This window comes from Streptomyces sp. NPDC054932 (assembly GCF_053610205.1).
In genome coordinates, this window is the sequence record NZ_JBSGXU010000093.1 from 1 (window position 1) to 22,835 (window position 22,835).

Genomic DNA, 22,835 nt, shown 5'->3' on the forward strand with positions numbered 1-22,835 from the left:
GTGTCCAGCAACTCCGCGGCGCGGACCGCGAGGTCCCGTCCCTCGCCGCGGACGCCGAGCGTGATCTCGGTCGCCGTGCCGCTCTCGGCGGCGACCAGGGAGAGCGGAACCAGTGGGGCATGCACCGGCAGCGCGTAGGCCGTGGACGCCGTGAAGCCGCCGCCGGAGAGCTCCGTCAGGTCCAGGCGGCCGAGGTGGGAGACGACGGCCGAAGCGAGGTGCCGGTCGGTACGGGAGGCCACCGCCTGGGCGGTGCGCAGCAGACCGGCGGTCACGGGCAGCGGCAGCGGCGCGAGGGCCTTCTCGAATCCGGCGGCGAGTTCGCGGCCTTCGGCCAGGGCGGTCAGCAGGGTGGTGTGCGCGGCCGTCCAGTCCGCCCCGGGGCGCAGGTCCAGGAACAGCGGCAGGCTCAGGTTGCCCGTGGCCGCGATCCCAGGGCGGTGGCGGCGCAGGTCGACGGGGACCATGACTCGGGTGTCGAGCCGTGCGGCGTCGGTCAGGGCCTGGGCGAGGCGGGCGGTGAGCGCGGGATGGCGGCCGGGCAGGGTGCGGCGCAGCCACAGCGTCCGGAGCGGGCGGCTGCCACCGCTGCCCGGGCCGAGCGGACCGAGCGGACCGAGCGGGGAGCGCCGGGGAGGACTCGGCGTGGGCCGCGGCCCGCCGCTGCCGAGCCGGCGCAGCAGCCCGGCGTCGGTGTCCGTGTCCAGCGCGGGCCGGGCGGGCTCGCCGCGCAGGGCCCGGAAGACCTCCCGTACCCAGGTGAGGGCGCCGTGTCCGTCCATCATGGCGTGAGAAGCGCTGAAGACGACGGTGGTGGTCGCCTCGCCCTCCGCCCCGGGCACGATCAGCACCTCGCAGCCCGGCGGATCCGCTCGCCGCGACGGCCTGGCAGGCAACTCGACCGTCCCCGGCGCCGAGTCCGCGTACGCACCGGCGCGCGGTACGGCGTACCGCACCTGCGGCGGCGGCCCGTCGGCGCTCCACATCGCCCCGGCGCGCACGAGCCGTGACCCCGGGCACGACTCGGCGGCGCGCGCCAGGGCTGCCTGGAAGCGTTCGGGGTCGGGTACGCCGGTTCCCTCGACGACGATGCGCAGGGCCATGGCCCCGCGGGCGTCCCCGGCGGCGAGGTAGAGGCGTTCGGTGGGCGACACCGGACGCCGGTAGCGGGCGTCGGCAGCAACACCGGCACCGGCCCGGGCGCCGACACCGACCTGAGTGGATGTCATGACTGTGTGTTCCCTTGTTCGGTGTGGTCGGGTGCGGGGCGGGCCGGTGCGGCCGTGCCCGTGGAGGCGGCCGGGCCGGCGGTCCAGGCGGCGACGCCGCCCACCGCCGTCACCCATTCCTGCAGCGCCCGCACTCCGTCGGCCTGGGTGCGCGGAGCCGTGTAGCCGAGGTCGTGACGGGCGGCAGTGGTGTCGTACGTCGCAGAGCGGGTCAGCAGCGCCATCATGTAGCGGCTCAGGGGAGGACCTTCGTCGGTGCCGCTGCCTGCTTCGCTGCCCGCGGACCGGTGGCGCAGGTGCCAGCCCGTCTCGACCGCCGCGGCCATCCCGCGGCCGAGGACGAGCGGGATGCGCGGTGCCGGCGGTGGGCAGGCGAAGAGGGCGCCGACCCCGGCCAGGAACGCCCACAGGTCCGTCTCCTCGCGGTCCACGATGAAGTAGGCCTTGCCGCCGACCCGCCCGGCGGGTGCGGTCGCGGCCCGCAGGCAGGCGTCCACCGCGTTGTCGACGTGGCAGAGCGAGACCAGGACCCGTTTGCCGCCCGACAGGTCGGGCAGTCGGCCCGCGCGCATGGCGTCGACCATGCGCGGCAGGAATCCGGCGTGGTCGCGCGGCCCCCAGATGCCGCGCGGCCGTAGGGCGCAGGTGGTGAACTCCGGCCCGTCGGCCGCCCGTACGTACTGCTCGGCGATCGCCTTCGTCTCGCAGTAGTGGTTGAACCACCGCTCCGGGTACGGGGTGCTCTCGTCGATGCCGAGACGGTCGCCCTCCCGGACCCGCATCAGCGCGCTCGGGCTGGAGACGAACACGAACCGCCGCGCGCCCGCCGACCGCGCCGCCGCCAGCAGCTGCTGCGTACCGGTGACGTTGGCGGCCTCGAACTGCGCGCGGCTGCCGTGGTCGACGACCCGTGCCGCGCTGTGCAGGACGGCCTCGCAGCCCTCTGCCGCCCGCCCGAGCGAACCGCCGTCGGTGAGGTCGCCGGTGACGACCTCGACGCCGGGCAGGGAGCGCAGCCGTGCGGCATCGCTGCCTCGCCGTACGAGGGCGCGGACCTGGTGGCCCTGGCTCAGCGCGCCGTCGACCAGGTGCCCGCCCAGGAATCCGGATGCTCCGGTGACCAGGATCTTCACAGCGACCGCCACCAGGTCGCGCCGTAGAGCATGGTGCGCCCGACCACCGCGGCGGTCCCGTGTCCAGCCGCCCTGCCGCGCGGCAGCGCGAGCGGGATCTGCGCGGCGTGCACACCGATGCTGAGGAAGGCGTCGGCCCACCACAGCCATCGCAGCACCGGGATGTCGGGGACTTCCCCGGCCGCGGCCCACACCGCCCCGCCGACGAGGTACGCCCATCCGGCGAGCGGCACGATCCGGACCGCGCGCCGACCCGGGGACGAGGCGGGCCGGGCCTGCTGGCGCTCGGCCCAGCGGGCCAGCTCCTCGCGGCCGATCTTGGCGTTGTGCCGGATGTCCACGGGGAAGGCCGGGTGGCGCAGGAACTCCTGGAGGCCGGTGGTCGCGGCGTGCGCCTCGGCCATCGTGCGCAGTTCGGCGACCAGTTGAGTCCATGTGCTTTCGTCGAGCGCTGCTCCGTCCGCCCCGGTCTCGGTCTCCACGCAGACGACGGGCCGTTGCGCGCCGGTCGGTCCGATGCCGACGAGGGCCGTGCGCCGGACCAGGGGGTGGGCGTTGAAGACCCCCTCGCAGCGCACGGTGTGCAGGTCCCGGTAGCCGGTGCGGACCCGCTGTGCGGCGCGTCCGCAGAACCACAGCCGCCCTTCGGCGTCGAGGTGGCCGAGGTCGCCGGTCCGGTGCCAGATACGGGGAGCTTCACCGCCGGACCGTTCCTCGGTCACCTTGTGGGCGGCGTCGGAGTGGGGTGCTCGGTGGTAGCGCCTGCTGACGGAGTCGCCGTGGACCAGGATCTCGCCGACGCGGCCGGCCGGCAGGCCGGTGGTGGAGTCCAGTCGGGCGAGCGGTCCGTCGGTGACGGGGGCGATGGTCACGCGGGTGCCGGGGACGGGTCGGCCGACGCAGGTCCCTTCGCCCGCGGCGGCGCGGGCCGCGGTACCGCCGCCTGTGCGGCCGGTGTCGGTGTCGTCGTCGTCGCCGAGGATCTCGGCCGCCTCGATCGAGGTGATCGGCAGTACCTCCGTGGCCCCGTACGTCACATGGATCCGCGCCTTCTCGTCGAGTACGCGGCGCAGCGCGGCCACGACCGCGTCGGGCACAGGGGCCCCGCCGGAGACGACGCAGCGCAGGTCGGGCAGCGGGTGGCGGCCGCGGGCGGCGCCGGTGAGGTGACCGGCCAGGTTCCGCAGGAGGGCGGGCGAGGCGAACATCGTGGTGACGCGGAATCGTTCCAGCGCGTCCACGAGCAGTGCCGGGTCCGCCTGGGCGACCCGGGCGGGGGCCAGCGGCGCGAGGACCAGGGTGGATCCGTAGACCAGGTCGAGCACCCCGTAGAAGGGCAGCGTGACCAGGGATACGTCGTCGCGGGTGCGGCCGTGGACGGCCTCGATCTGGCGGGCGATGGACAACGCCATGCGGTGCGTGTATTCGACGCCCTTGGCGGGGCCCGTGCTTCCGGTGGTGAAGCCGATCATCAGCAGGTCGTCCCCGCCGGTCAGCGCCGCCGCGTCCGGACGGCTCCCGGTCGCGGGGGTGGTGCGCAGCGCGGCCAGCGTGTGGCCGCGGCCGAGCCGGCGCCGTCCCAGGGTGACGGGCACACGTACCCCGGCGAAGGTACGGCGGCCCAGGACGCGCACGAGCTGGGCGAGGGGCGGCCCGATGAACGCCTCGGCGCCCACGGCCCGGTAGCAGTGCAGCATGCGCCGTACGCCCATGCCGGGATCCACCACGACGGGCACGGCCCCGACCCGGAAGAGCGCGAAGCAGAGGGCGAAGAGCTCCGGCCCGGGTGGGGCCATCAGCACCGTCCTGGTGCCCCGGGTGATCCCGGCACGCCGGAATCCGCGGGCCAGCTCCTCGACGGTCTGCTGCAACTCGCCGTAGGTGATGGTGCCGTAGCTGCCGGAGCCTCGGCCGTCGGGGTGGATGACGGCCGGCTTGTCGGGAAAGGCGCGGGCGTTTCGCTCGAGCCATCCGGCCACGCTGTCCGTGACGGCGTCCGGCTGCTCCGCGGCCCGGCCACCGCCGGTCAACCTCGTCTGCGGCACGGAGCTCACCACCCCTCGGGCCGGTAGAGGGCGCATGCCGCGCTGGGACCGGCGCCGACCGACACGAACAGGAACTGCTCGTAGTCGTCGCGGCGTACGCCGTCCATCGCCCGGAGGTAGCCGAGGACGGGCGCCGCCGTGTGCGGCTCTCCCCCGACCCCGACCCCGACCCCGTCAGCGGATGCGGTCGTGGACACGGGTGAGGGCGCGGAGGGGCCGATCACCAGCGTCCGGTCGAGGTCGATGCCGATCTCCTGCGCGTAGTCGGCGGCGGCGCTCGCCGCGAACGCGCTCAGCCGCTCCGCGTGGTCCGGCTCGCGCCGGACGGTGATCGTGCTCCGCCCGTCCCGGCCCATGGTGTCGGTGTCGAGGTAGCCCTCGACGTCGGTGGGCCGGTCGGCCGTGTAGTGGCGTACCGGCCCGAACCCGGCGCCGGGATCGGCGCTGCGCTCCAGGAGGAAGGCGCCGGCCAGGTCCGCGTACGGGTAGCCGGTGTCGCGGTCCGCGTCGCCGCCGGGGTGGACGTCGGCAGCCGTGATCAGCAGCCGCTCGGTGCTTCCGGTCTCCAGCAGGGCCTGGCCGACCTGGACGGCATTGAGCAGACCGCAGGCTCCGTTCATCAGGTCGAAGGAGAAGCCTGCGGCCGGTTCGGGGTCGGCGATGTAGTCGAGGTTGATGCCGACCTCCTTCTGCACCAGGGCCGACACGGCCGGTTCGAAGGTGTTGTGCTCCCGGTAGACGCCGACGTTGATGAGTACGCCGATCGAGGATGCCGACACCTGCGCCCGGGCCAGGGCGCCGCGGGCGGCCCGGCCTGCGAGGTCCACGACCGAAGTCGGGGCGGGCGTGTCGGGCAGGGCGGTTCCGGCTGCGGTGATGACCATGCCCATGGCTCAGACCCCCACGTTCGTCAGCGTCGCGGACAGGGCGCCGGTGACCACACCGGAGGCGGCGGGCACCAGCAGGTACTTGGCCCCGGGGCGGGCGCTGCCCGCCCTGAGGTGCTCGCACAGCGTCAGGAAGTGCGAGGTCGTGGCGGTGTTTCCGTACCGCTCGACCACGGAGAGGGAGGTGGGCATGGGGGCGGCGAACTCGGCCTCGGCCGTCTGGTTGACGTAGTCGATGAAGCGGGTGCCGACCTGGTGCTGGATGACGTAGTCGAACTCCTCACCGGCGAACGTCCGCCCCCTCTTGGCCAGGAAGTCCCCGTGGAACCGTGGCCACAGCTTGAGCCGGTCGCGGTTGTGCATCTTCTTGTTGTCCGTGTAGAGGGCGATGCCCGGGGTCCGGTCGCTGGGCATGCCCATGCACAGGTGGGAGTACTCGGAGCAGGTCATCAGCTCGATGTAGTGGATGCGGTCGGCGTCGTCGGCCGAGACGTCCAGGACGACCGCGGACGCCGAATCCCCGACGGAGAGGGAGGCGAACTGCGGGTCGTAGGAGTCGGTGATCTCACGTGCGGCGGTCTGCGCAACGCGGGTGGCCTGCTCGCCACTGACGACGAGACCGCGCCGCACGGCGCCGGAGCGGATCATCCGGTCGAGCAGCCACACGCCGGTCATCATTCCGGCGCAGGCGTTGGAGACGTCGAAGTGGATGGCGGAGCGGGCGCCCAGCTCCCTGGCCAGCATCGCGGCGAAGGACGGTTCGAAGGTGAAGCGGTTGCCGTCCTTAAAGCGGGTGATCGAGGCCGAGATGACGATGTCGAGGTCGGCGGCCCGGTAGCGGGAGGACTCCAGTGCGTCCCGGGCGGCGGACAGGGCCAGCCCGAACGAGTCCTCGCCGGCGGCCGGTTCGGGATCGTACACGCGCCGCTCGGCGATCCCGGTGATCTTCTCGATGTCCACCTCCCCCAGCCCCGGGACCAGGGCGGCGAGTTGCGGGGTGGTCTGGACGGCTGCCGGAAGGCAGACGCCTAAGGCTTCTATTCGGCTGTATGCGGTGGTGCTCATGTGTGTCGCTCTCCGTGGCGGTCCGCCGAGGGCATGGGAGTGCCAGGGCGGTGGTTGACAGAGGGATTCAAGGTGCGTCCGGGGAATAACGGACAGTCAAGTTACCGTAGCGTACGGATATGTCACCGAGATGTCAGAGAGTCGCAAATCCGGAGCATACGGTCGAATATCGGCCACTGGTCGCCGCCGCGACATCAAGCAGAATCAGAGCCTCCGCCCCTATCGGCGGCGCACATGCCCTCGAAAACCTGTCCGGAACCACTCGGTCCACCTGGCGGGACGTGACCGCGGCAGGCCGCTGGGCGACGGTGGGCAGTCCCGGCAACGCTGCGACCTGCCGGGTCCGGCCCACCGGCAGCTGCTTGTTCGCAGCTTCCTGATTCAGGGTCCGAACGAACGCGCCCGGGCCGAATTGCTTCCGGGCCCCGTCGCCCCTGCAGTCGTCACCGGGTGGCGGCTCCGCTCGTCACGGTTGCCCAGCTGCCGTCCTTCACCTTGTACACGGTCAGTTGACGGTTGGCCGTGTCGCCGTTCCCGTCGAAGGCGACGCGGCCCGTGACACCGTCGAAGCCCAGCCGCGCCACGGCCTGCGGCAGTTTCGCCCGTGCGTCGCCGGGCAGGGTGCCGCCGTTGGCCGCCACGACGGCCTTCACCGCCTCGATGACGGTCCAGGTCGCGTCGTAGGCGTAGGGGCCGTACCAGCCGGCCGCCTCCGGGTACCCCGCCTTCCGGTACCGGGCGAGGTAGTCCTGCCCTGCCGCCGACTCCTCGGCGGGTACCCCGATGTTGGTCGCGAGGTCGCCGTCGGCCTTCGGGTTCGCCGTCAGGTACTGCTGGTCGAAGATGCCGTCGCCGCCCATCATGGGGACGTTCACCCCCGCCTCCTTGAGCTGCTGGGAGAGCGGCGCTGCCGTGTCGTAGTAACCGGCGAAGTAGACGGCGTCGGCGCCGGAGGACCGCACCCTCGTGGCGAGGCCCGCGAAGGCGCGTTCCGCGGGATCGACCTGCTCGGTACCGACGACGGTCCCGCCGAGCTTCGTGAACTCGGCCGTGAAGCCGGAGGCGAGGCCGGTGCCGTGCGCGCTCGCGTCGTCGACCACGTAGAGCTTGGTCTTCTTCGCCGTGCCGTGCAGGTACCGGGCGGCGAACGGCCCCTGGTCGACGTCCGTGCCAATGGTGCGGAAGTAGGTGGAGTACGGACGGGACTTGCTGCCCGCGGCCCAGTCGGGGCCCAGCGTCAGCACGGGGTCGGTGTTGCCCGGTGACACGTTGACCAGCTCCGCCCGCGCGAGCGGTGCCACCATGGTCCGGGCGACACCTGAGTTGAGGGGTCCGACCACCCCCAGCACCTTCTCGTCGGACACGAACCGGGCGGCGTTGGGCTCGCCCTGGGCGGGGTCGGCCCCGTCGTCCAGGGCCTTGATCTCGAAGTTCACACCGGGGACGTGCCGGGTTTCGTTCGCAGTCCTGGCCGCCAGGTCGGCGGAGTTCCTGATACCGACACCCATCGAGGAGAGTCCGCCGCTGAGCGGTGCGTCCACCCCGATCACCACCGTGACGGAAGAGGCTCCCGAGCCGCTGCCGGCCGCCCCGCCGCCGCCGCCGGGTGAGTCTTCACCATGAGCAAGGGTCCAGGTCAGGACGGAGCCCGTGGTGAGCGTGGCCAGCGCCGCAGCCAGGATCACGGAGCGCCGGGTGAGACCCCGGCGCCGAGCGGACGGCCGCTCGCCGTGCTCCGTCTCGGCCGCCGCCCGAAGCGTGACCGGGTCCTCGGCCGGGTCCTCGACGGAATCCTCGGCCGGAGGTACGGGCCCGGGCGGGCCGGTCGGCCGGTCCGGCACGGGGCGCGGCAGACTGCCCGCGTCGGATCCGGAGTCCACGAGCGTGGCGGTCCGCGGTGACGGCGTCGCCGATGGCGCCCGCTCCGGCGGCGTCGGAGCGGAAGCGTGCTCCGCCGCGCCGTCCGGTGCCGGTACGGGGTACGCCCTCGGATCGGGCGTGGGTGCGGGAAGAGGCTCGGGCTCGGACTCGGGTTCCGCGGGCACCGGCTCGTGCCCGGCGGATGCGTCGGCCCGGGGCGGGGAGGCCCGCAGCACCGACGCCAGCATCTCGGCCGCTTCCGCGGCGCCCACGCGCTGCGCCGGGTCCTTGGTGAGGAGCGCGTCCAGCACGGGCGCCAGCGGGCCGGCGTGGACCGGCTGCCGGTGCGGGCGGGTGAACACGGCCACGGCGAGGGCGTGGAGCCCCTCCGCCTCGAACGGCGGGCACCCCTCCACGGCGTGGTAGAGGGTTGCGCCGAGCGCCCACAGGTCGTTGGCCGGGGTCGGGCGCTTTCCCTCCAGCTGCTCCGGCGGCATGTACTGCGGCGTCCCGATGACGATCCCGCTGTGGCTCAGCTTGGTCGTGGCGTCCGCGAGGTGGGCGATGCCGAAGTCGGTGAGGACGACGCGGTCCTTGGTCAGGAGCACGTTGTCCGGCTTGATGTCGCGGTGGACGATCCGCGCCCCGTGCGCCTCGGCCAGCGCCCCGAGCATGGCGGCGCCGATCTCGGCCACGCGCTGCACGGGCAGCCGGCCCCGGCTGCGGATGGCGGCGGCCAGGGACTGCCCGCGGATCAACTCCATGACGATGACGGGGGCACCGCGGTGCTCCACGACGTCATGGATGGTGATGATCCCGGGGTGGCTGAGAGTGACTGCTGCGCGGGCCTCACCGGTGAACCGCCTGAGGAGCGCGGCGCGGTCGTCGTCCTCCAGGCCCGGCGGGAAGAGAATCTCCTTGACGGCGACCTCGCGCCCGAAGAGCTGCTGGTCGATGCCCCGCCAGACCCGGCCCATGCCGCCCTGACCAATGCGTTCGACCAGCTGGTAGCGGTCGGCGATGAGTTCGGGATTCTGCTCGGTCACGCGCACACTGTAGGTCCTGCCGAGCCGATCGGGTGACGAAAGAGTGGCTTGATCACACCCACGGGGACGAGGGCACGATGTGCCCGGCAGGCGGCACCGGTGCCCTTCGCCGTTTCGCAGCACGCCGGCGAAGCGGCTCGGCGGATCCCGCCCGGGCCGCAGGCGCTGACCCCGTCGCGTCACGCAAGGGCAGGGGCAGGTGCCGCAGCCCATGACGGTTGTCACGCACGGAAACGGACGAGCCAAACTGGTGATCGATTTTCGGCCGCCGGGTGGGTATGATCACGCGCAGCAAGGCCGTAGCGCAGAGGTCGTCGCGCCCACGCATCGAGCTGGAGGACGTCGGTTCGAATCCGACCGGTCTTGCGTCTACTTCTGCAGATCTCTCGTCAAGTCGTGATGGACGCCGGGCACCGGCGAAGGAAACCGGTGGAGTGGTGATGACACAGCCGACACCCGTACGCTGCCCCGCGATCGAGCACCCCTACCTGCCACCGGCCGACCCGGCCCGACTCGACCCGCTGCTGGCCCGGCTCGCCGCCGACCGGACCGTCGAGACCGACGAGACCTTCCCGCTCGGCACCCTGCGCACCGACGGCCGCGTCGACCTCTGCAAGCAGGGACTCGGCCCGGCCGGTGCGGCCCGGCTGCTGCCCGCCGCCACCGCCTCCGCGCACGCCACCCACCTGCTCCTCGGTACCAACGCCATCGGCGACGCGGGCGCCGCCACCCTGGCCGACGCCCTCGCCGGTGGCCACGGGCTGCACACCCTCTACCTCGGCTGCAACCGGATCGGCCCCGACGGGGTGGGCTCCCTCGCCGGCGCCCTCGCCGACGACACCACCGTCCGTGCCCTCTGGCTCAAGCGCAACCCGCTCTTCGGGGACGGCGCCCGCACCCTGGCCGCTCTGCTGCGCCGCAACACCGCGCTGCGCACCCTCGACCTGGTCAACACCGGGATCGGCGCCGACGGCGTACGCCTCCTGCTCGACGCCCTGCTGGAGCGCGAGCAGCCCCTGGAGCGGCTCTTCCTCGGCGGCAACGGCCTCGGTCCCGACGCCGCCCCGCTGCTGGCCGCCCTGATACGGGAGGCCGGGGTGCGCGAGCTGTACGTCCCCGCCAACCACCTCGGCGACGAGGGCGCCGCGACCCTCGCCACCGCCGCGGCCGGCTCCGCGCACCCGGTCCGTCTCGGGCTCGGCGGCAACGGCATCGGCGCCACCGGAGTGCGCAGCCTGGCCGCTTCCCTCGGCGGCATCGAAGGACTCGACCTCGGACGGACCATGTCCGAGCGCAGCCTCGGGTCGCCCGGCAACGACCCCGGCGACGAAGGGGCGTACGCCCTGGCCGCCGCCCTCCCCGGCAGTCCCCTGCGCCGACTGGAGCTGCGCCACACCGGCCTGACCGGGCGCGGTGCCAAGAGCCTGCTCGCGGCGGTGCCCGCCGACACTCCTCTGGAGTACGTCGGCCTGGGCCCGGGCCTGCCCCGCCGCGTCAAGCGCTCCTTCACCGAACGGCTCCGCCCCGCCCGGGCCGCACACCCGGACGTGCGCGCGATCGGCAGCGTGTACCGGTGAGCGTGGAGAACGCCGAACTGCCCGGCGGTCTGCGACCGGAGGACGGCCCGGCCTGGCAGCGGATCCGTCGCTACGCCGTGCCCGGCTGGATGATCGAGCGGGCCACCGCGCACCGGCTGGCCGGTGACTGGCGGGAGGCCTGCGCGGCCGCCGCCGTCGACGTCGGCTTCGAGCTGCCCGCGATCGAGGCCCGCCACGGCGCCGCCGTCGCCGAGGCCGTGGCGGAGGACCTGCGGCACTTCGCCCCGGACCTGCTGCGCTGGCACCTGCCGCGGCTCCTGGGCGGCCGCACCACCATCGCCCCCGCACTGCGGATCCTGCTCGCCTCCTACGGCGGCCCCGGGGGGCCGACCCTGTCGGTCACCACGCCCCTCATGACCGAAGGCTCGCAGCGGCTGAGCCTGCACTGCGCGCCGGCCCTCGCCGAGAAGCGGCACCGGTACACGGGGCAGGGTTTCGTCCAGGAGAACTGGACCGCGATCCGGCCGTTCTGGGACGCCCGGTATGCGTCCGAGCTGGGCGTGCGCTTCGCCGAGCCGGACGGTCTCGCCGAGCGGATCGCCCTGCCGTGGGCCCGGGAGGACGTGGTCGGGGCCTACGGGGCGGCGGGCATCGCGTGCGATCTGACCGTCCCCGCGCCACAGCCCTACCAGCGCCCGGCGGACCCGAAGGCCCTCCTCGCGCGGATGCCCGTCGACCTCACCCGGCTCGTACCGGAGGTGGCGCGGCTCGTGGCGGCCGGAGCCGGTGACCGGTACCGGATCGCGGCCGACTGGCGCTCCTCCCTCCTGCTGGAACACGCCGGCCCCGACGGGCTCCGCGCCCGGATCATCGAACAGGCCGAGGCGTCCGCCGTCCCGGACCTGCCCCGGTACGCCTGGCAGCGGCTCCCCGATCCCGAACTGGTACGGACCGGCCGGACGGCCCCTCGCGAGCTGCACCCGCTGGTGGCCGACGCGTTGTTCCCCGGCGCCGGACCGGCGGTGGGTCCGCCCGGCCCCGACACGGGCAGGCCGGTTCGCGTGCGGTGTCGCGGCGGGTGGCACGAGGTGCGCTCGCGAGGCGGCGTACTCGACGTTCCGCACACCCCCGAGGAGCAGCAACGGGAGCGTGCCATGCGGGCGTTCGGCGGCGCGGTCTCGGGGTGCTTCGCCGTGCAGCAGACCTGGACCACGGGCGAGGGGCGGCTGCCGCGCGCCCTCCGGGCCCAGCGGCACGAGCTCTTCCTGCGCGCCCAGCACGGCGACACCCCGGGTGTGGTGGCACTGCTGGACGCGGGTGTGGACCCCCGGATCCGGGACGCCCGCGGCCGCACGCTGCTCCACACGCTCCACCTGCTCGACCACGACGTGCTGCTGCCCCGGCTGCTGGCGGCCGGGCTCGACCCGGAGGCGCGTGACAGGGCCGAGCGCACCCCGCTGCTGTCCGCCGTGCACTGGGGCGGTTCGGCAGACCTGGTCAGGGCCCTGCTGGCGGCGGGCTCCCGGATCGACGTCATCGACGAGATGGAACTGTCGCTGTCCCAGGAGGTCCGCCGCTACCAGCGCACCGACCTCGGCTTCCTGCGGGACCGTGTCGACGAGGAGTTCCCCGGGATCGGCGCCGACTGGTTCGACGAGCACATGGAGTACCGCGAGGAAGCCGAGGCGGACGAGGACGACGAGGACGACGACGCATGAGTGCACCCCAGCCGCAGCAGCCCGCCCGGGCCCTGGCGGCCGCCGACGCCCTGGGCGCCCGGCTGAGCGTCACCCGCACCGAACCCGCCACGAATCCCCAACTCGAGGCACTGGCACTGGCCGTGACCGCCAATCAGCCCGTCCTCCTGTGGGGTGAGCCGGGCATCGGCAAGTCCGCCGGCATGGAGCAGCTCGCCACCGCGCTCGGCGTGCGGCTGGAAACCGTCATCGCGAGCGTCCATGAACCCTCCGACTTCGCCGGACTGCCCATCGTCGGCGAGGACCCGGCCACCACGGGCGTCCCCATGGCCCCGCCGGACTGGGCGGTACGCCTTGCCCGCACCGGCCACGGGCTGCTGTTCTTCGACGAGCTGTCCTCCGCCCCGCCGGCCGTGCAGGCGGCCCTGCTGCGCGTCGTCCTGGAACGCCGGGTCGGCAGCCTCGAACTCCCGCCGGCGGTACGGATCGTCGCCGCGGCCAATCCGCCCGCCAGCGCCGCGGACGGCTGGCACCTCAGCCCGCCCCTCGCCAACCGCTTCGTGCACCTCGACTGGACGCACAACCCGCGCACCGTGGCCCGCGGCATGGCCGGTACCTGGCCCGAGGTGGCCATCCCGGCCGTCGATCCCGCCAAGGCCTCCGGTTCGGCCGCCCGGGCCCGCGGCGCCGTTTCCGGCTTCCTCACCGCCCGGCCGGGCCTGGTCCACCACATGCCGGCCGAGGCCGCCGGACGCGGCCGCGGCTGGCCCTCCCCGCGCACCTGGGAGATGGCCCTGCGGCTGCTGGCCACGGGGTACGCGGCCTCCACGGGCCGGGAGGCGCTGGCCGCCGCGCTCACCGGCGCCGTGGGCGAGGCCGCCGGGATCGAGCTGCTCTCGTACCTCGAACACCTCGACCTGCCCGACCCGGACCGGGTGCTGGCCGACCCGGACGCCTTCGCCCTGCCCGAGCGCGGCGACCGGCAGCTGGCCTTCCTCATCGCCGTGGTCGCGGCCGTGCAGAGCGAGCTCACCCGCCCCCGCTGGGAGGCAGGCTGGGCGGTCCTAGCCAAGGCCGTGGACGCGGGCGTGCCCGACGTCGCCGCGCGCGCCGCCGCCGACCTCGCCGCGATGCGCGACCTCGCCTGGCCGGTGCCCGCCGGCATCGACGCCTTCGTGGAACTGCTCCAGCTGTCCGGCTCGTTGCCGGGCGGCAACTGAGCCGGCCCGCCGTGCGCCCGGACCTGGGCCTGGACCGCGCGAAGCTGCTGGCAGCCCGTTACAGGGCTGCCGAGGCCCGGCCGTACCTCGCCTCCGCGCTGTACGCCCTGACCGTGGTCCCCTCGGCCGGGGTGCGCACCATGGGCGTCGACCGGCACTGGCGCTGCTACGTCTCGCCCGCCTTCGTCGAGGCGACCCCGGTCGTCGAGCTTGCCGGGGTGTGGATCCACGAGGTGGCGCACCTGCTGCGCGACCACCACGGCCGGGCCGGGCGTCTGCCCGCCGCCGACCAGCGCGATGCGGTCCGGGTCAACATCGCCCAGGACTGCGAGATCAACGACGACCTGCTCGCCGACGGGCTGGCACTGCCCGAGGGCCGGATGGAGCCCCGGCTCTACGGCCTGCCCACGGGCGGCCTGTTCGAGACCTACCTGCCGGCGATTCCCCCGACGCCCCACGGACCGGACTGCGGTTCCGGCGCGCACGGCACCCCCACGCCCTGGGAACTGGGCGAGGACGGCGGCCCCGCCCGGGTCGGCCCGGTGGAGGCGGAGGCGCTGCGCCGCCAGACCGCCGAGGCCGTACGGGCCCACCGGCGCACCCGGGGCCGGGTCCCCGAAGGCTGGGCACGGTGGGCCGAGGAACTTCTGGAACCCTCCGTCGACTGGCGCCAGGCGCTGGCCGGAGCGGTGCGCGAGGCCGCCGCCTGGGCGTCCGGCGCGGTGGACTACACGTACCGCCGCCCTTCGCGCCGCACGCCCGCGCTCGGCGGCCGGGTGGTGCTGCCCAGTCTTCGCAGGCCGCTGCCGCGGGTGGCCGTCGTCATCGACACCTCGGGATCGATGGGCCCGGACGACCTCGCGGCCGCCCTCGCCGAAGTCACCGGCGTCCTGCGGGAGGTGGGCGTCGGCGGCAACCGGGTCGCCGTCCTCGCGTGCGACGCCGACGTGCACGCCGTGACCCGGGTACGCAGTGCCGGCGAGGTGACCCTGGCCGGCGGCGGAGGCACGGACATGCGGGTCGGCATCAGGGCGGCCCTGGCCCTGCCCGACCGGCCGAACATCGTGGTCGTGCTGACCGACGGGTACACCCCGTGGCCGGAGGAGACACCGTCCTGCCGGCTGATCGCCGCACTGGTCGGAACCTCCCCGCCCGCGCCCCCGCCCTGGGTGGAGACCGTACGCGTCGACCTGGCCACGTGAGCGCACCGGCATCAGCCCCACAACCGTGGGGCTGGAGGTGTGCGTGGTGCGGCACCGATCTGAGTACGTGCGCCCGTTCTGAGTACGTGCGCCCATGCGGACCTGGTGCACGGCAGGATGGAATGAGGCCATGAACACGCCCACTCCCCTCGAACCTCCGGCCGCGCGACCCCTGGACCGGCTGTGGTGGCCGGCCCCGGCCCTGTTCACCGTGGTGGCGGTAGTGGGCGGTGCGTGGAGCTACCACTCCGCTCCGATCGTCCATGGCCCGGCCTGGCTGGCCCTGCCGTACGCCGTTCCGCTGGCCCTGGTGGCAGCCTCCTGGTGGCTGCCGTCCCGCCCGGGCACACGGGCCCGCAGCCTGGTCCTGGGCGGGGCCGGCGCTCTCATCGCCCTGACCTACGCGCAGCTGGCGACCTTCGTGCTGTACACGGTGGCCTTCTTCCTGTGGGCCTTCCAGGGCGGAGGCTGAGGCCGACCGACTCCCGGCCGGGGCCGGCCGACTCTCCTGCTCTGCGCACCTGTTCCTGCTCGCCGCCGACGATGGTGGTGGTCGGCCCTGGGGGATCATGAGCGAGTGACCCGCCTACTGACTCGAAGTGACCTCCACGCCGTGCTGGAGCCGGTGTCCTGCATGGACGCGCTGCGCGACGGTTTCCGTGCGGCCGCCTCCTCGGCGGTCGGGCAACGGATACGCACCGACCTGCCTTTTCCCGGAACGGCCACGGCCCTGATCCCTGGTGTGCTGCCTGGCATCGAGGCGTACACGGTGAAGGTCAACGCCAAGTTCCCGGGAGCCCGACCGGCGCTGCGCGGAGTGATCTGCCTGCACAGCGGTCACGACGGGGAGCTGCTCGCACTGATGGATTCCGCCACCGTCACCGCATGGCGCACCGGACTGGCTGCGGCCCTGGGAACCCATCTTCTGGCCGGACCCGCCGCTGCTGAAGGATCGGTACTCGGAGTGATCGGCGCGGGTGCGCAGGCCGAGCTCATGGTGCGCGGCCTGACCGCCCTGCGCCCGCATCGCGCGCTGGTCGTTCACGACTCGGATCCGGATCGCGCCGACGCCTTTGCCTCGCGCCACAACGGCCGCCTCCTGGCGTCTGCGACGGAGGTCGCCGCGGCCGCGGACATCGTCCTGATGGCCACCTGGTCACGTACGCCGCTGCTCCGACTGGCAGATACGAGGCCGGGGCAGCACGTCACGAGTCTGGGAGCCGACGAACCCGGCAAGCAGGAACTCTCTGCAGATCTGCTGGAATCCGCACTTCTGGTCGTCGACGACCGGGAACTCTCGTCGAGCATGGGCGCCTTGGCGGCCGTCGGCCTGCCGGCCTCGGCGGCCGACGCCACACTCGGCGAGGTGCTGCTGGGCGACCGTCCGGGACGTACCGACGCAACTGCCCGCTCCGTCTACGCGCCTGTGGGACTTCCCTGGCAAGACCTTGCCCTGGCGTGGATCGCCTACCGACAGGCAGAACAGCACGACATCGGGCAGGAGATCGACCTGCTGGCCTGACACCTGCACGGGGCAGCGGCGGACGGAGAATCAACCTGCATAGAATGCCCGTGTGATCTTCATTGTGGTGAAATTCTCCGTCAAGCCCGAATACGTCGACGCGTGGCCCGACAAGGTCGCGCCGTTCACCCAGGCCACCCGCGCCGAACCCGGGAACCTCTGGTTCGAGTGGTCACGCAGCCTGGAGGAGCCGAACACCTACGTCCTGGTCGAAGCCTTCCAGGACGACGCTGCCGAGGCGCACGTCACCTCCGAGCACTTCAGCTCCGCGCTGGAGACCATGCGTCCGCTGGTGACCCGTACGCCCGAGATCGTCAGCACCACCATCGAGGGCGCGACCGGCTGGAGCCGGATGGGCGAGCTCCAGATCGACGAGTGACGGATCCAGCTCCATGCGGACGAACAGTGCTCCGGTGTGAGGGGGCACCGGCGGCGCGCAGGGTCTGTACAGCCCTGCGTCACAGCCGGCCGACCCTCTTGATCACCTCGGCGGTCGCAGCCCGTCCGGGACGATGACGGCATGGGGCCGTCAGTGCACTTGGATGCCGGCGCCGTACGGCTTGCCACCGCTGTGGCAGATCGCCGTACTCGTGGTGCCGACGCGCCGCCACGTCGGGTCGTACACCGTGTAGTCCCTTGCGAGGAGCCTGTCGCACCGGGTGTAGACGCGGAACTCTCCGGTTCCGTTGGTACAGGTTCCTGCGGCGGTGGTGCTGGACTTGTACCAAGTGCTGCAGTCGTACGGATCGGCGGCCGCCGGGGTGGCGGCCGCGACCGCCAGTCCGATGCCCAGAACCATGGAACTGATCAGTGACAGAACGCGTTTCATCGTGGTTCGTCCCCTCCCCATGACCGGTCTCTTCGAGCTCCCGGGTCTGCTCTCCACTATCCGGCAATGGGCAGCCCGCCCTCAACTTCCGGGGTCCGAAACGGCTCCTTTCCGGTCGGGGCGCGGGCGGGACTGCCGTGCGCCGGTGCTCAGACCGGCGTACGCTCCACCGGGATCCACAGCTCCGCATTCGCCTGCGTCCCGTCCTGCGACACCCGGGTGCGGAGGATCTCGGGCCCCGGCCGGCTCCGGTAGGGGTTGGACGGGAACCACTGGGTGAACACGTCGCGCCACAGGTACTGGAGCGTCTGCGGAAACGGGCCGGAGCTCTCGAAGACGGCCCATGTTCCGGCCGAAACGGTGAGCACGTCCATGTCCTCGGGTGCTGCGGCGCTGGTCACCGCCCCGTGGTAGTAGTCGAGTTCGGTTCCCTCCGCACGGCTGTCGTCCAGGTTGTCGCTCGCCGAGACGATCCCCTGCGGCTCCTGGTCGGACAGGCTCTCGATGCGCTGCAGCGTCTCGTGACCGATCGCCCGGATGAAGGTGGCGATGGCCGGATTCATCCCCTCGTGCACGAGGGGGACCCGAGCCTTCCTGCCGACCACACGGAACTCGTCCTTATCCACGACCTTGTACTTCATGCTGCTGCTCCCTTCGACGATGAGGCGGAAGGACATCCGTGGCTGGGACTGCAGAGTCGCACCATTGCGCCTGGCCTCGCCCGGACCGATGCCGTGCATGGCCCGGAACGCACGCGCGAACGCCTCTCCCGAGGTGTAGCCGTAGCGCACCGCGATCTCCAGGAGCGTCCGCTCCCCGCCGAGCACCTCGGCGCCCGCGACCGTCAGCCGCCTGCGCCGGATGTACTCCGACAGCGGAATCCCCGCCAAGGCGGAGAACAACCGCCGGAAGTGGTACTCCGACGTCACTGCGATCCGCGCCAGGTCGGCCACCTCGATCCGCTGATCAAGGTGGTACTCGATGTGCTCCATGGCCTGGTTCAACCGCTCCAGCACCTTGCCCGCCCTTCCCTTTCGATCACCCACGCTATGAGGGACCCGCCCTGTCGGACCCGACATCCTGTGCCCGGCCCGGTCGGGTACCCCATCGTGCCGAAGCCTCACCGCGTGGACCGGCACCGGGTGTGGGCCGGCACACGGCCCAGGCCGGCTTCGCCGGCGCCGAGCAATGCAGGGATGGCCATGTTCGGCTGGGCCACGCGCAAGGACCGCTCGGGCGCGACCAGCAGCCCCCGGGGCAGGGGCCAGGCTTCGCGGGCGGGCGGCTGGAGGGGAGGCTCGTGTGGGTGGGACTGCCTCCCTTACGGCGGTGTCGGGAACCGGTGGATGGCGAAGCGGCGCGGCTACCTACGCACCCACCCCGGAAACGGTTCCAGACGCACCAGCCCGAGGACCTGGTCTTCGAGGGCGCCTGATGCTTTCAACCCTGCGCGGCGGCCACGAGAGCGGTGAGCACACGGTGAGTCTTGCTGTCGGGGAGCCCGGACAGCATCACCCCTCGTTCGAGCACCGCCTCTTCGAGCTTGCGCAGCTGGCGCTCGGCCCGTTCCTTGAACTTCTCCTCGTCGTCGCCGGCCTTGGGCTTCACACGGATCGAAGCCTCCAGGAAGTTCAGGCCGGCGGCCGACCACGCCTCCAGGTCGACCTTCAGGTCCTCGAGCGGAACATCGTCCACCTTCGTCGCGGAGATCGGCCCCAGAGCGACAAGCCCGTCGAACTGGACGTCGTGAGCGCAGGCATCCAGGAACTGGTCCTGCACCTCGTCGAACAGCGTGGCGGGATCGGACCCCTGTGTCACCGCGGCCGGCAATGCCCCCGGTGGGTGACTGCGCGCCAGGGAAGCCGCCAGAACGCGGCCGTTCCTCGACCAGTCCTCCTCGATCCTGTACGTGAGCGGATCCACCTCGAACGGGGCGGAGAACCGGCCGACCAGCTGCTCCCGGGTACAGGGACGCAACTTGACGACCAAGTCATCCTGACCGCCACCGACCCTGAGGCGTACGATCACTCCACCGTCCAGGAGCAGTAGCTTCCCCTGCGCGACACCGACCCGGTCCTCGGCGAACCAGATCCGACGCGTCATCAGCGCGCCCTGCGAAGCGCCGAGAGCCGACATCGCTCCCGCCACGTCGCCCTCGACATTGACCTTGATTTCCACCGGCAGTAGGTCCATGACATCGCTCCTGCACGCGTATGGAGAGCTCATGAAACCTAAGCGGTCGCCTGCCTACACGGACTTTCCGAAATCATCAGTCTCGAGATACACCTCGGCCACCACTTGAAGACAGGTCTCATATTGCGTAGGGAATCCATCCTTTCCTCCTGCGATGGCACCACCGCCAGTCTTATCAAGGTTGCCGCATTCTACTGCGCTTACGAACTTCGGCGGTCCGGACCGCCGGTACGGACCGCCTCACGGCGCCGTGTCGCCGATTCGCATCGCCAGCTTAACTGTGGACCCTTTCGACACCACCGATCCGCCTGGCGGGTCCTGCGCCTTGACGAAGACTGTCCCACCGCCGAAAAATGGTGGACGGATGTCGTCGGCGGCGAGGTCAGCGACATACGCAAGGTTTCCGAACTCGCCCTCCAAGACGATCGGCTCGCCGGTGAACGGGGCAGAGAAGACCCCCGGGAACGGGGATACGAGAAGATTGTGGTGAGGGCGGAACGAGAAGCCCAGGGTGGCGATTGGGAATTTCTCCACCATATTCGGGACCGTGACCCGGGTGGAATCACCGATCTTCGGGAGCAGGCGCGCGAAGTCCTCCGGAGCGGACTGGACGCGCATGCACGTGGTGGCATCGTTGGAGCACTTCGACATCTGCAACCGGATCGCATCCACCTGCTGCAAGCAGTCCTTACGCGCCTTGGCCAGCACCGCGTCATCGACGTTGCTGCCATCCGCATTCTTGAACTGGTCGATGTTCTTGCGGACGAAGTCGATGTCGTTGATGACGGTGCTGAACCCGTCCAGCAGGCTCGCATTGAAGGTCAGCACGTCCTGCTGGTTCTGCACGTCGATGAACGTGAGCTCGTCGCCGGGGAGCGCCAGTTCCCTATAGTCGTGCACCAGCATCGAATACGGCACGCCCTGGTCGACTCCGACCAGGGTCGGGAACACGCGAGCCTTCTGCATGATCGCCTCGAGGGTGGTCTCGGTCCCTGTATTGGAGCCACCGGCTTGGAAGACGTAGACGCTCACGTCGAGCTTGTTCCTGGAGGCGGCGATCTTCGAGGAGATGTCGGCGTCGAGCGAGCCGCCCGCGACACCGGGTACGCCTGCGCGGGCATGAATCTCCCCCGCGATCGACGAGCGTTCCGTCGTGTCCAGGCTCTCCACCTTGTAGATCGCGAAGTACTCGCCCCCGGTTTTGATCCCGAGGACGAACCGGTCCCCGAACCGGTCGCGGAAACGGGCGGTCTTGTGTTCGCGCAAGAGGTCTGCAGCCTCCTCCGACAGCACCGGGTTGTCCAGTGTCCGGGTCGCGTTGAAGACCTGGACGCCCACCACCACGTAGAGCGAGTAGCTGTTCACCGCGATGTCGCTGGCGAACTTGAACTTCGCGCTGGCATCACCAAACATGCTCCCCGTACTCACGTCGACGGAGATGCCCAGTGCCTGATGCAGGACGCTCGACTCCTGCACGATCTGCAGGGTCTTCGTCACGGTCTGCCCGCCGGCCTGCGCTGGCGCCGTCAGCGACGTACCCGTCACCGCCGGGCTCTTGGTCGCTACGCCGGTCAGCACGTCGTAGCCCAGGCCCACCTTCATTCCGTCCAGGAACGGGATCTCTGTCTGCGCCGCCATCGTCGCCTCGCTCAGACTTCCGGTCCGAAATTCTCCTGCAGTGGGGACACTCTGACGTGCAGCACGCTGCCGTCCGGAACAAACGTGCCGGCCTCGGGAGTCTGTCCGACGATGGTGCCCGCGTCGGGCAACGGGGGTGAGCCCAGCGCCCCGAAGTCCAGTTCCTCAGGGTTGTCGATGATGAAGTAGAGCCCCTGCTCGCCCAGGAGGTCCACGACCACCCGGTTCTTCGTGAACTGAAAGAGCCCGGAGGACGTTACGGCCTTCGTCCCGATCAGGTGCGGAACCCGCTGCAGAGCCGGACGGGGTTCGCGCAGGATCGGCAGCCGGCTCGTGAAGTCCTCGGGTGACTGGGTGAAGTGCACACAGGTGGAGGCATCCCGGGTGCAGTCGGAGATGGCCCTGGTCAACTGGTCGACGATGGCCAGGCACTGCTGACGGGCCTGCTGCAGGGCCACGTCGTCCGGCGGTGACCCGTCCGGATTGTGGAATCGATCGAGATGCTTGCGGATAAAGCCGATATCGTTGACCAGCGTCGTGAAGTCGTTCAGCAGCCGGGAATTGAAGAGGAGGCACTCGGTCTGGTGCCCCTGATCGAAGAAATTCAGATTGTCACCCGGGAGTTTCAACCCATTGTACTCGTCGAGGAGGACCTGGTAGGGAATGGCTTGGCCGCCCGAGACCAGGGTCGGGAACTTGTGCGCCTTCTCGATCATCTCTGACAGCGCCGTCTCCGTCTCACTAATCCCGCCGGCCGAGTACACGAAGACGTTCACGTTCAGCTCGTTGCGCGAGGTGGACTTCATGCTCTCGACGGCAGCATTCAGATTGGCCCGCAGGGCTGGGTTGTGGAAGCTCGCCGAGATTTGCGCCGCAACGTCAGTGCGCTCCTGCTCGTCGAAACTCTGCACGCGGTATATGGCGTAGTACTCACCACCGGATTTCAGGCCGGAGATGTATCGGTTGCCGAAGCGCTCACGAAAATGATCCGTCTTCCCGATGGTCAGCAGGTCGGTCGCGTCCGGAACGAGAGCCGGCGCGTCCACCGTCACGCATGAGTTGATTACCTCCACCGCCAGCACCGCGTACAGGCAGTACTGCGTTACCGCGCACCGGTTCGCGAACTGCATCTTCGCCGTCGCGGAGAAACCCGCGTAGCTGCCGGACACTGCGGCGGACAGTCCCAAGGCCTCCTGGAGCGAGTTGGACTCCTGCACCAGGCGGAAGGTCGTCGTGACGGTCTGCCCGCCGCCAGTCTGTGGCGGACTGGTCTGCGGGTTCTGGATGACCCGGGCGCTCGATGGGCTGCCGGTCAGCAGATCGAAGCCTAGGCCGACCTTCATCCCGCTCACGAATGGAATCTTCAGCTGCTGTCCCACGTTTGTCCTCCGGCGAAGGCGCGAACGCTGATCCGGCGGCTGCACCGAGATCCTCGCAGGTCTGGCGCTCGAAAGACGATAGGCCAACCCTCTTGCTTGGCTTGCTCTGCGGTGCAGGAGACGCCATGGATCTTGATGCCGGCGGGATCCAGAAGGGTGATGGTGCCGCCGTTGCAACTACGGCCGCAGCCGGTGCACAGAACCGGCCGTATACGGAGGCGTTGGAAATGTCGAGGGTGTGCTTGATGTGCGACACCGGGAATTCACCCAGCTCCTCGCCGGCGTCACCTTGCCGCGGAGGCGTCCTGCACGACCCTCGGATGCGGCTTGGGGCGGACTGCACGTGAAGCAG

Annotated in this window: 17 protein-coding genes and 2 pseudogenes; 8 read left to right on the forward strand and 11 right to left on the reverse strand. The window is 71.4% G+C overall.

The genetic code is table 11. The features are described 5' to 3' along the window. From ACWGE1_RS23715 to ACWGE1_RS23740, 6 genes and pseudogenes are all read right to left on the reverse strand, one after another. A pseudogene (locus ACWGE1_RS23715) lies at window positions 1-1,229 on the reverse strand (non-ribosomal peptide synthetase); the annotation flags it as partial. Beyond that, window positions 1,226-2,374 carry an NAD-dependent epimerase/dehydratase family protein gene (locus ACWGE1_RS23720; RefSeq protein WP_453422498.1) on the reverse strand — a complete coding sequence of 383 codons (1,149 nt, stop codon included), beginning with the start codon at window positions 2,372-2,374 and terminating at the stop codon, window positions 1,226-1,228. The gene ACWGE1_RS23720 and the pseudogene ACWGE1_RS23715, both read right to left, overlap by 4 nt. Further along, window positions 2,359-4,407, reverse strand: coding sequence for a fatty acid CoA ligase family protein (locus ACWGE1_RS23725; protein WP_453422499.1), 2,049 nt, complete (start codon window positions 4,405-4,407; stop codon window positions 2,359-2,361). Before ACWGE1_RS23725 ends, ACWGE1_RS23720 begins: the two co-directional genes overlap by 16 nt. A 5-nt stretch (window positions 4,408-4,412) precedes the next feature. Further along, window positions 4,413-5,291, reverse strand: a complete 879-nt coding sequence (locus ACWGE1_RS23730) for a hypothetical protein (protein WP_453422500.1) — start codon at window positions 5,289-5,291, stop codon at window positions 4,413-4,415. 9 nt (window positions 5,292-5,300) lie between these two features. After that, a complete protein-coding gene (locus ACWGE1_RS23735) occupies window positions 5,301-6,359 on the reverse strand; it encodes a 3-oxoacyl-ACP synthase III family protein (protein ID WP_453422501.1) in 1,059 nt (352 codons plus the stop codon). A 443-nt stretch (window positions 6,360-6,802) separates the two neighbouring features. Continuing rightward, a complete protein-coding gene (locus tag ACWGE1_RS23740) occupies window positions 6,803-9,265 on the reverse strand; it encodes an ABC transporter substrate-binding protein (RefSeq protein WP_453422502.1) in 2,463 nt (820 codons plus the stop codon). A 293-nt stretch (window positions 9,266-9,558) separates the two neighbouring features. Here ACWGE1_RS23740 and ACWGE1_RS23745 point away from each other — a divergent pair. The 8 genes and pseudogenes from ACWGE1_RS23745 to ACWGE1_RS23780 all read left to right on the forward strand — a co-directional run bounded on the left by ACWGE1_RS23745 (window position 9,559) and on the right by ACWGE1_RS23780 (window position 16,823). Beyond that, window positions 9,559-9,631: pseudogene (locus ACWGE1_RS23745) on the forward strand. A gap of 74 nt (window positions 9,632-9,705) precedes the next feature. Further along, window positions 9,706-10,842, forward strand: a complete 1,137-nt coding sequence (locus ACWGE1_RS23750; RefSeq protein ID WP_453422503.1) for a gala protein — start codon at window positions 9,706-9,708, stop codon at window positions 10,840-10,842. After that, window positions 10,839-12,521, forward strand: a complete 1,683-nt coding sequence (locus tag ACWGE1_RS23755) for an ankyrin repeat domain-containing protein (protein ID WP_453422504.1) — start codon at window positions 10,839-10,841, stop codon at window positions 12,519-12,521. The genes ACWGE1_RS23750 and ACWGE1_RS23755 overlap by 4 nt, the downstream gene beginning before the upstream one ends. Continuing rightward, window positions 12,518-13,720: an AAA family ATPase gene (locus ACWGE1_RS23760; RefSeq protein WP_453422505.1), complete on the forward strand. Its 1,203-nt coding sequence runs from the start codon at window positions 12,518-12,520 to the stop codon at window positions 13,718-13,720. The genes ACWGE1_RS23755 and ACWGE1_RS23760 overlap by 4 nt, the downstream gene beginning before the upstream one ends. Before the next feature lie 11 nt (window positions 13,721-13,731). Beyond that, window positions 13,732-14,922: a vWA domain-containing protein gene (locus ACWGE1_RS23765; RefSeq protein WP_453422506.1), complete on the forward strand. Its 1,191-nt coding sequence runs from the start codon at window positions 13,732-13,734 to the stop codon at window positions 14,920-14,922. 130 nt (window positions 14,923-15,052) lie between these two features. Continuing rightward, entirely contained in the window at window positions 15,053-15,394 is a 342-nt protein-coding gene (locus ACWGE1_RS23770) for a hypothetical protein (protein ID WP_453422507.1), read from the forward strand. 105 nt (window positions 15,395-15,499) lie between these two features. Beyond that, complete coding sequence (locus ACWGE1_RS23775) at window positions 15,500-16,444, forward strand: ornithine cyclodeaminase family protein (protein WP_453422508.1); 945 nt, start codon at window positions 15,500-15,502, stop codon at window positions 16,442-16,444. 52 nt (window positions 16,445-16,496) lie between these two features. After that, window positions 16,497-16,823, forward strand: coding sequence for a putative quinol monooxygenase (locus ACWGE1_RS23780; protein ID WP_453422509.1), 327 nt, complete (start codon window positions 16,497-16,499; stop codon window positions 16,821-16,823). Between the two features lie 150 nt (window positions 16,824-16,973). Here ACWGE1_RS23780 and ACWGE1_RS23785 read toward each other — a convergent pair whose 3' ends face one another. The 5 genes from ACWGE1_RS23785 to ACWGE1_RS23805 form a co-directional block, all read right to left on the reverse strand. Beyond that, window positions 16,974-17,273: a hypothetical protein gene (locus ACWGE1_RS23785; protein ID WP_453422510.1), complete on the reverse strand. Its 300-nt coding sequence runs from the start codon at window positions 17,271-17,273 to the stop codon at window positions 16,974-16,976. Between the two features lie 149 nt (window positions 17,274-17,422). Beyond that, window positions 17,423-18,289 carry an AraC family transcriptional regulator gene (locus ACWGE1_RS23790; protein ID WP_453422526.1) on the reverse strand — a complete coding sequence of 289 codons (867 nt, stop codon included), beginning with the start codon at window positions 18,287-18,289 and terminating at the stop codon, window positions 17,423-17,425. A gap of 424 nt (window positions 18,290-18,713) precedes the next feature. Next, entirely contained in the window at window positions 18,714-19,466 is a 753-nt protein-coding gene (locus ACWGE1_RS23795) for a hypothetical protein (protein WP_453422511.1), read from the reverse strand. 240 nt (window positions 19,467-19,706) lie between these two features. Continuing rightward, window positions 19,707-21,104: a hypothetical protein gene (locus ACWGE1_RS23800; protein ID WP_453422512.1), complete on the reverse strand. Its 1,398-nt coding sequence runs from the start codon at window positions 21,102-21,104 to the stop codon at window positions 19,707-19,709. A gap of 11 nt (window positions 21,105-21,115) precedes the next feature. Continuing rightward, window positions 21,116-22,483, reverse strand: coding sequence for a PASTA domain-containing protein (locus tag ACWGE1_RS23805; protein ID WP_453422513.1), 1,368 nt, complete (start codon window positions 22,481-22,483; stop codon window positions 21,116-21,118). Between the last annotated feature and the right edge of the window lie 352 nt (window positions 22,484-22,835).

Bases quoted from the DNA above. Each gene is read 5' to 3' on its own strand.
- ACWGE1_RS23795 (WP_453422511.1), bottom strand. From the start codon at position 19,466: ATGGACCTACTGCCGGTGGAAATCAAGGTCAATGTCGAGGGCGACGTG.
- ACWGE1_RS23800 (WP_453422512.1), bottom strand. From the start codon at position 21,104: ATGGCGGCGCAGACAGAGATCCCGTTCCTGGACGGAATGAAGGTGGGC.
- ACWGE1_RS23785 (WP_453422510.1), bottom strand. From the start codon at position 17,273: ATGAAACGCGTTCTGTCACTGATCAGTTCCATGGTTCTGGGCATCGGA.
- ACWGE1_RS23770 (WP_453422507.1), top strand. From the start codon at position 15,053: ATGAACACGCCCACTCCCCTCGAACCTCCGGCCGCGCGACCCCTGGAC.
- ACWGE1_RS23730 (WP_453422500.1), bottom strand. From the start codon at position 5,291: ATGGTCATCACCGCAGCCGGAACCGCCCTGCCCGACACGCCCGCCCCG.
- ACWGE1_RS23735 (WP_453422501.1), bottom strand. From the start codon at position 6,359: ATGAGCACCACCGCATACAGCCGAATAGAAGCCTTAGGCGTCTGCCTT.
- ACWGE1_RS23750 (WP_453422503.1), top strand. From the start codon at position 9,706: ATGACACAGCCGACACCCGTACGCTGCCCCGCGATCGAGCACCCCTAC.
- ACWGE1_RS23760 (WP_453422505.1), top strand. From the start codon at position 12,518: ATGAGTGCACCCCAGCCGCAGCAGCCCGCCCGGGCCCTGGCGGCCGCC.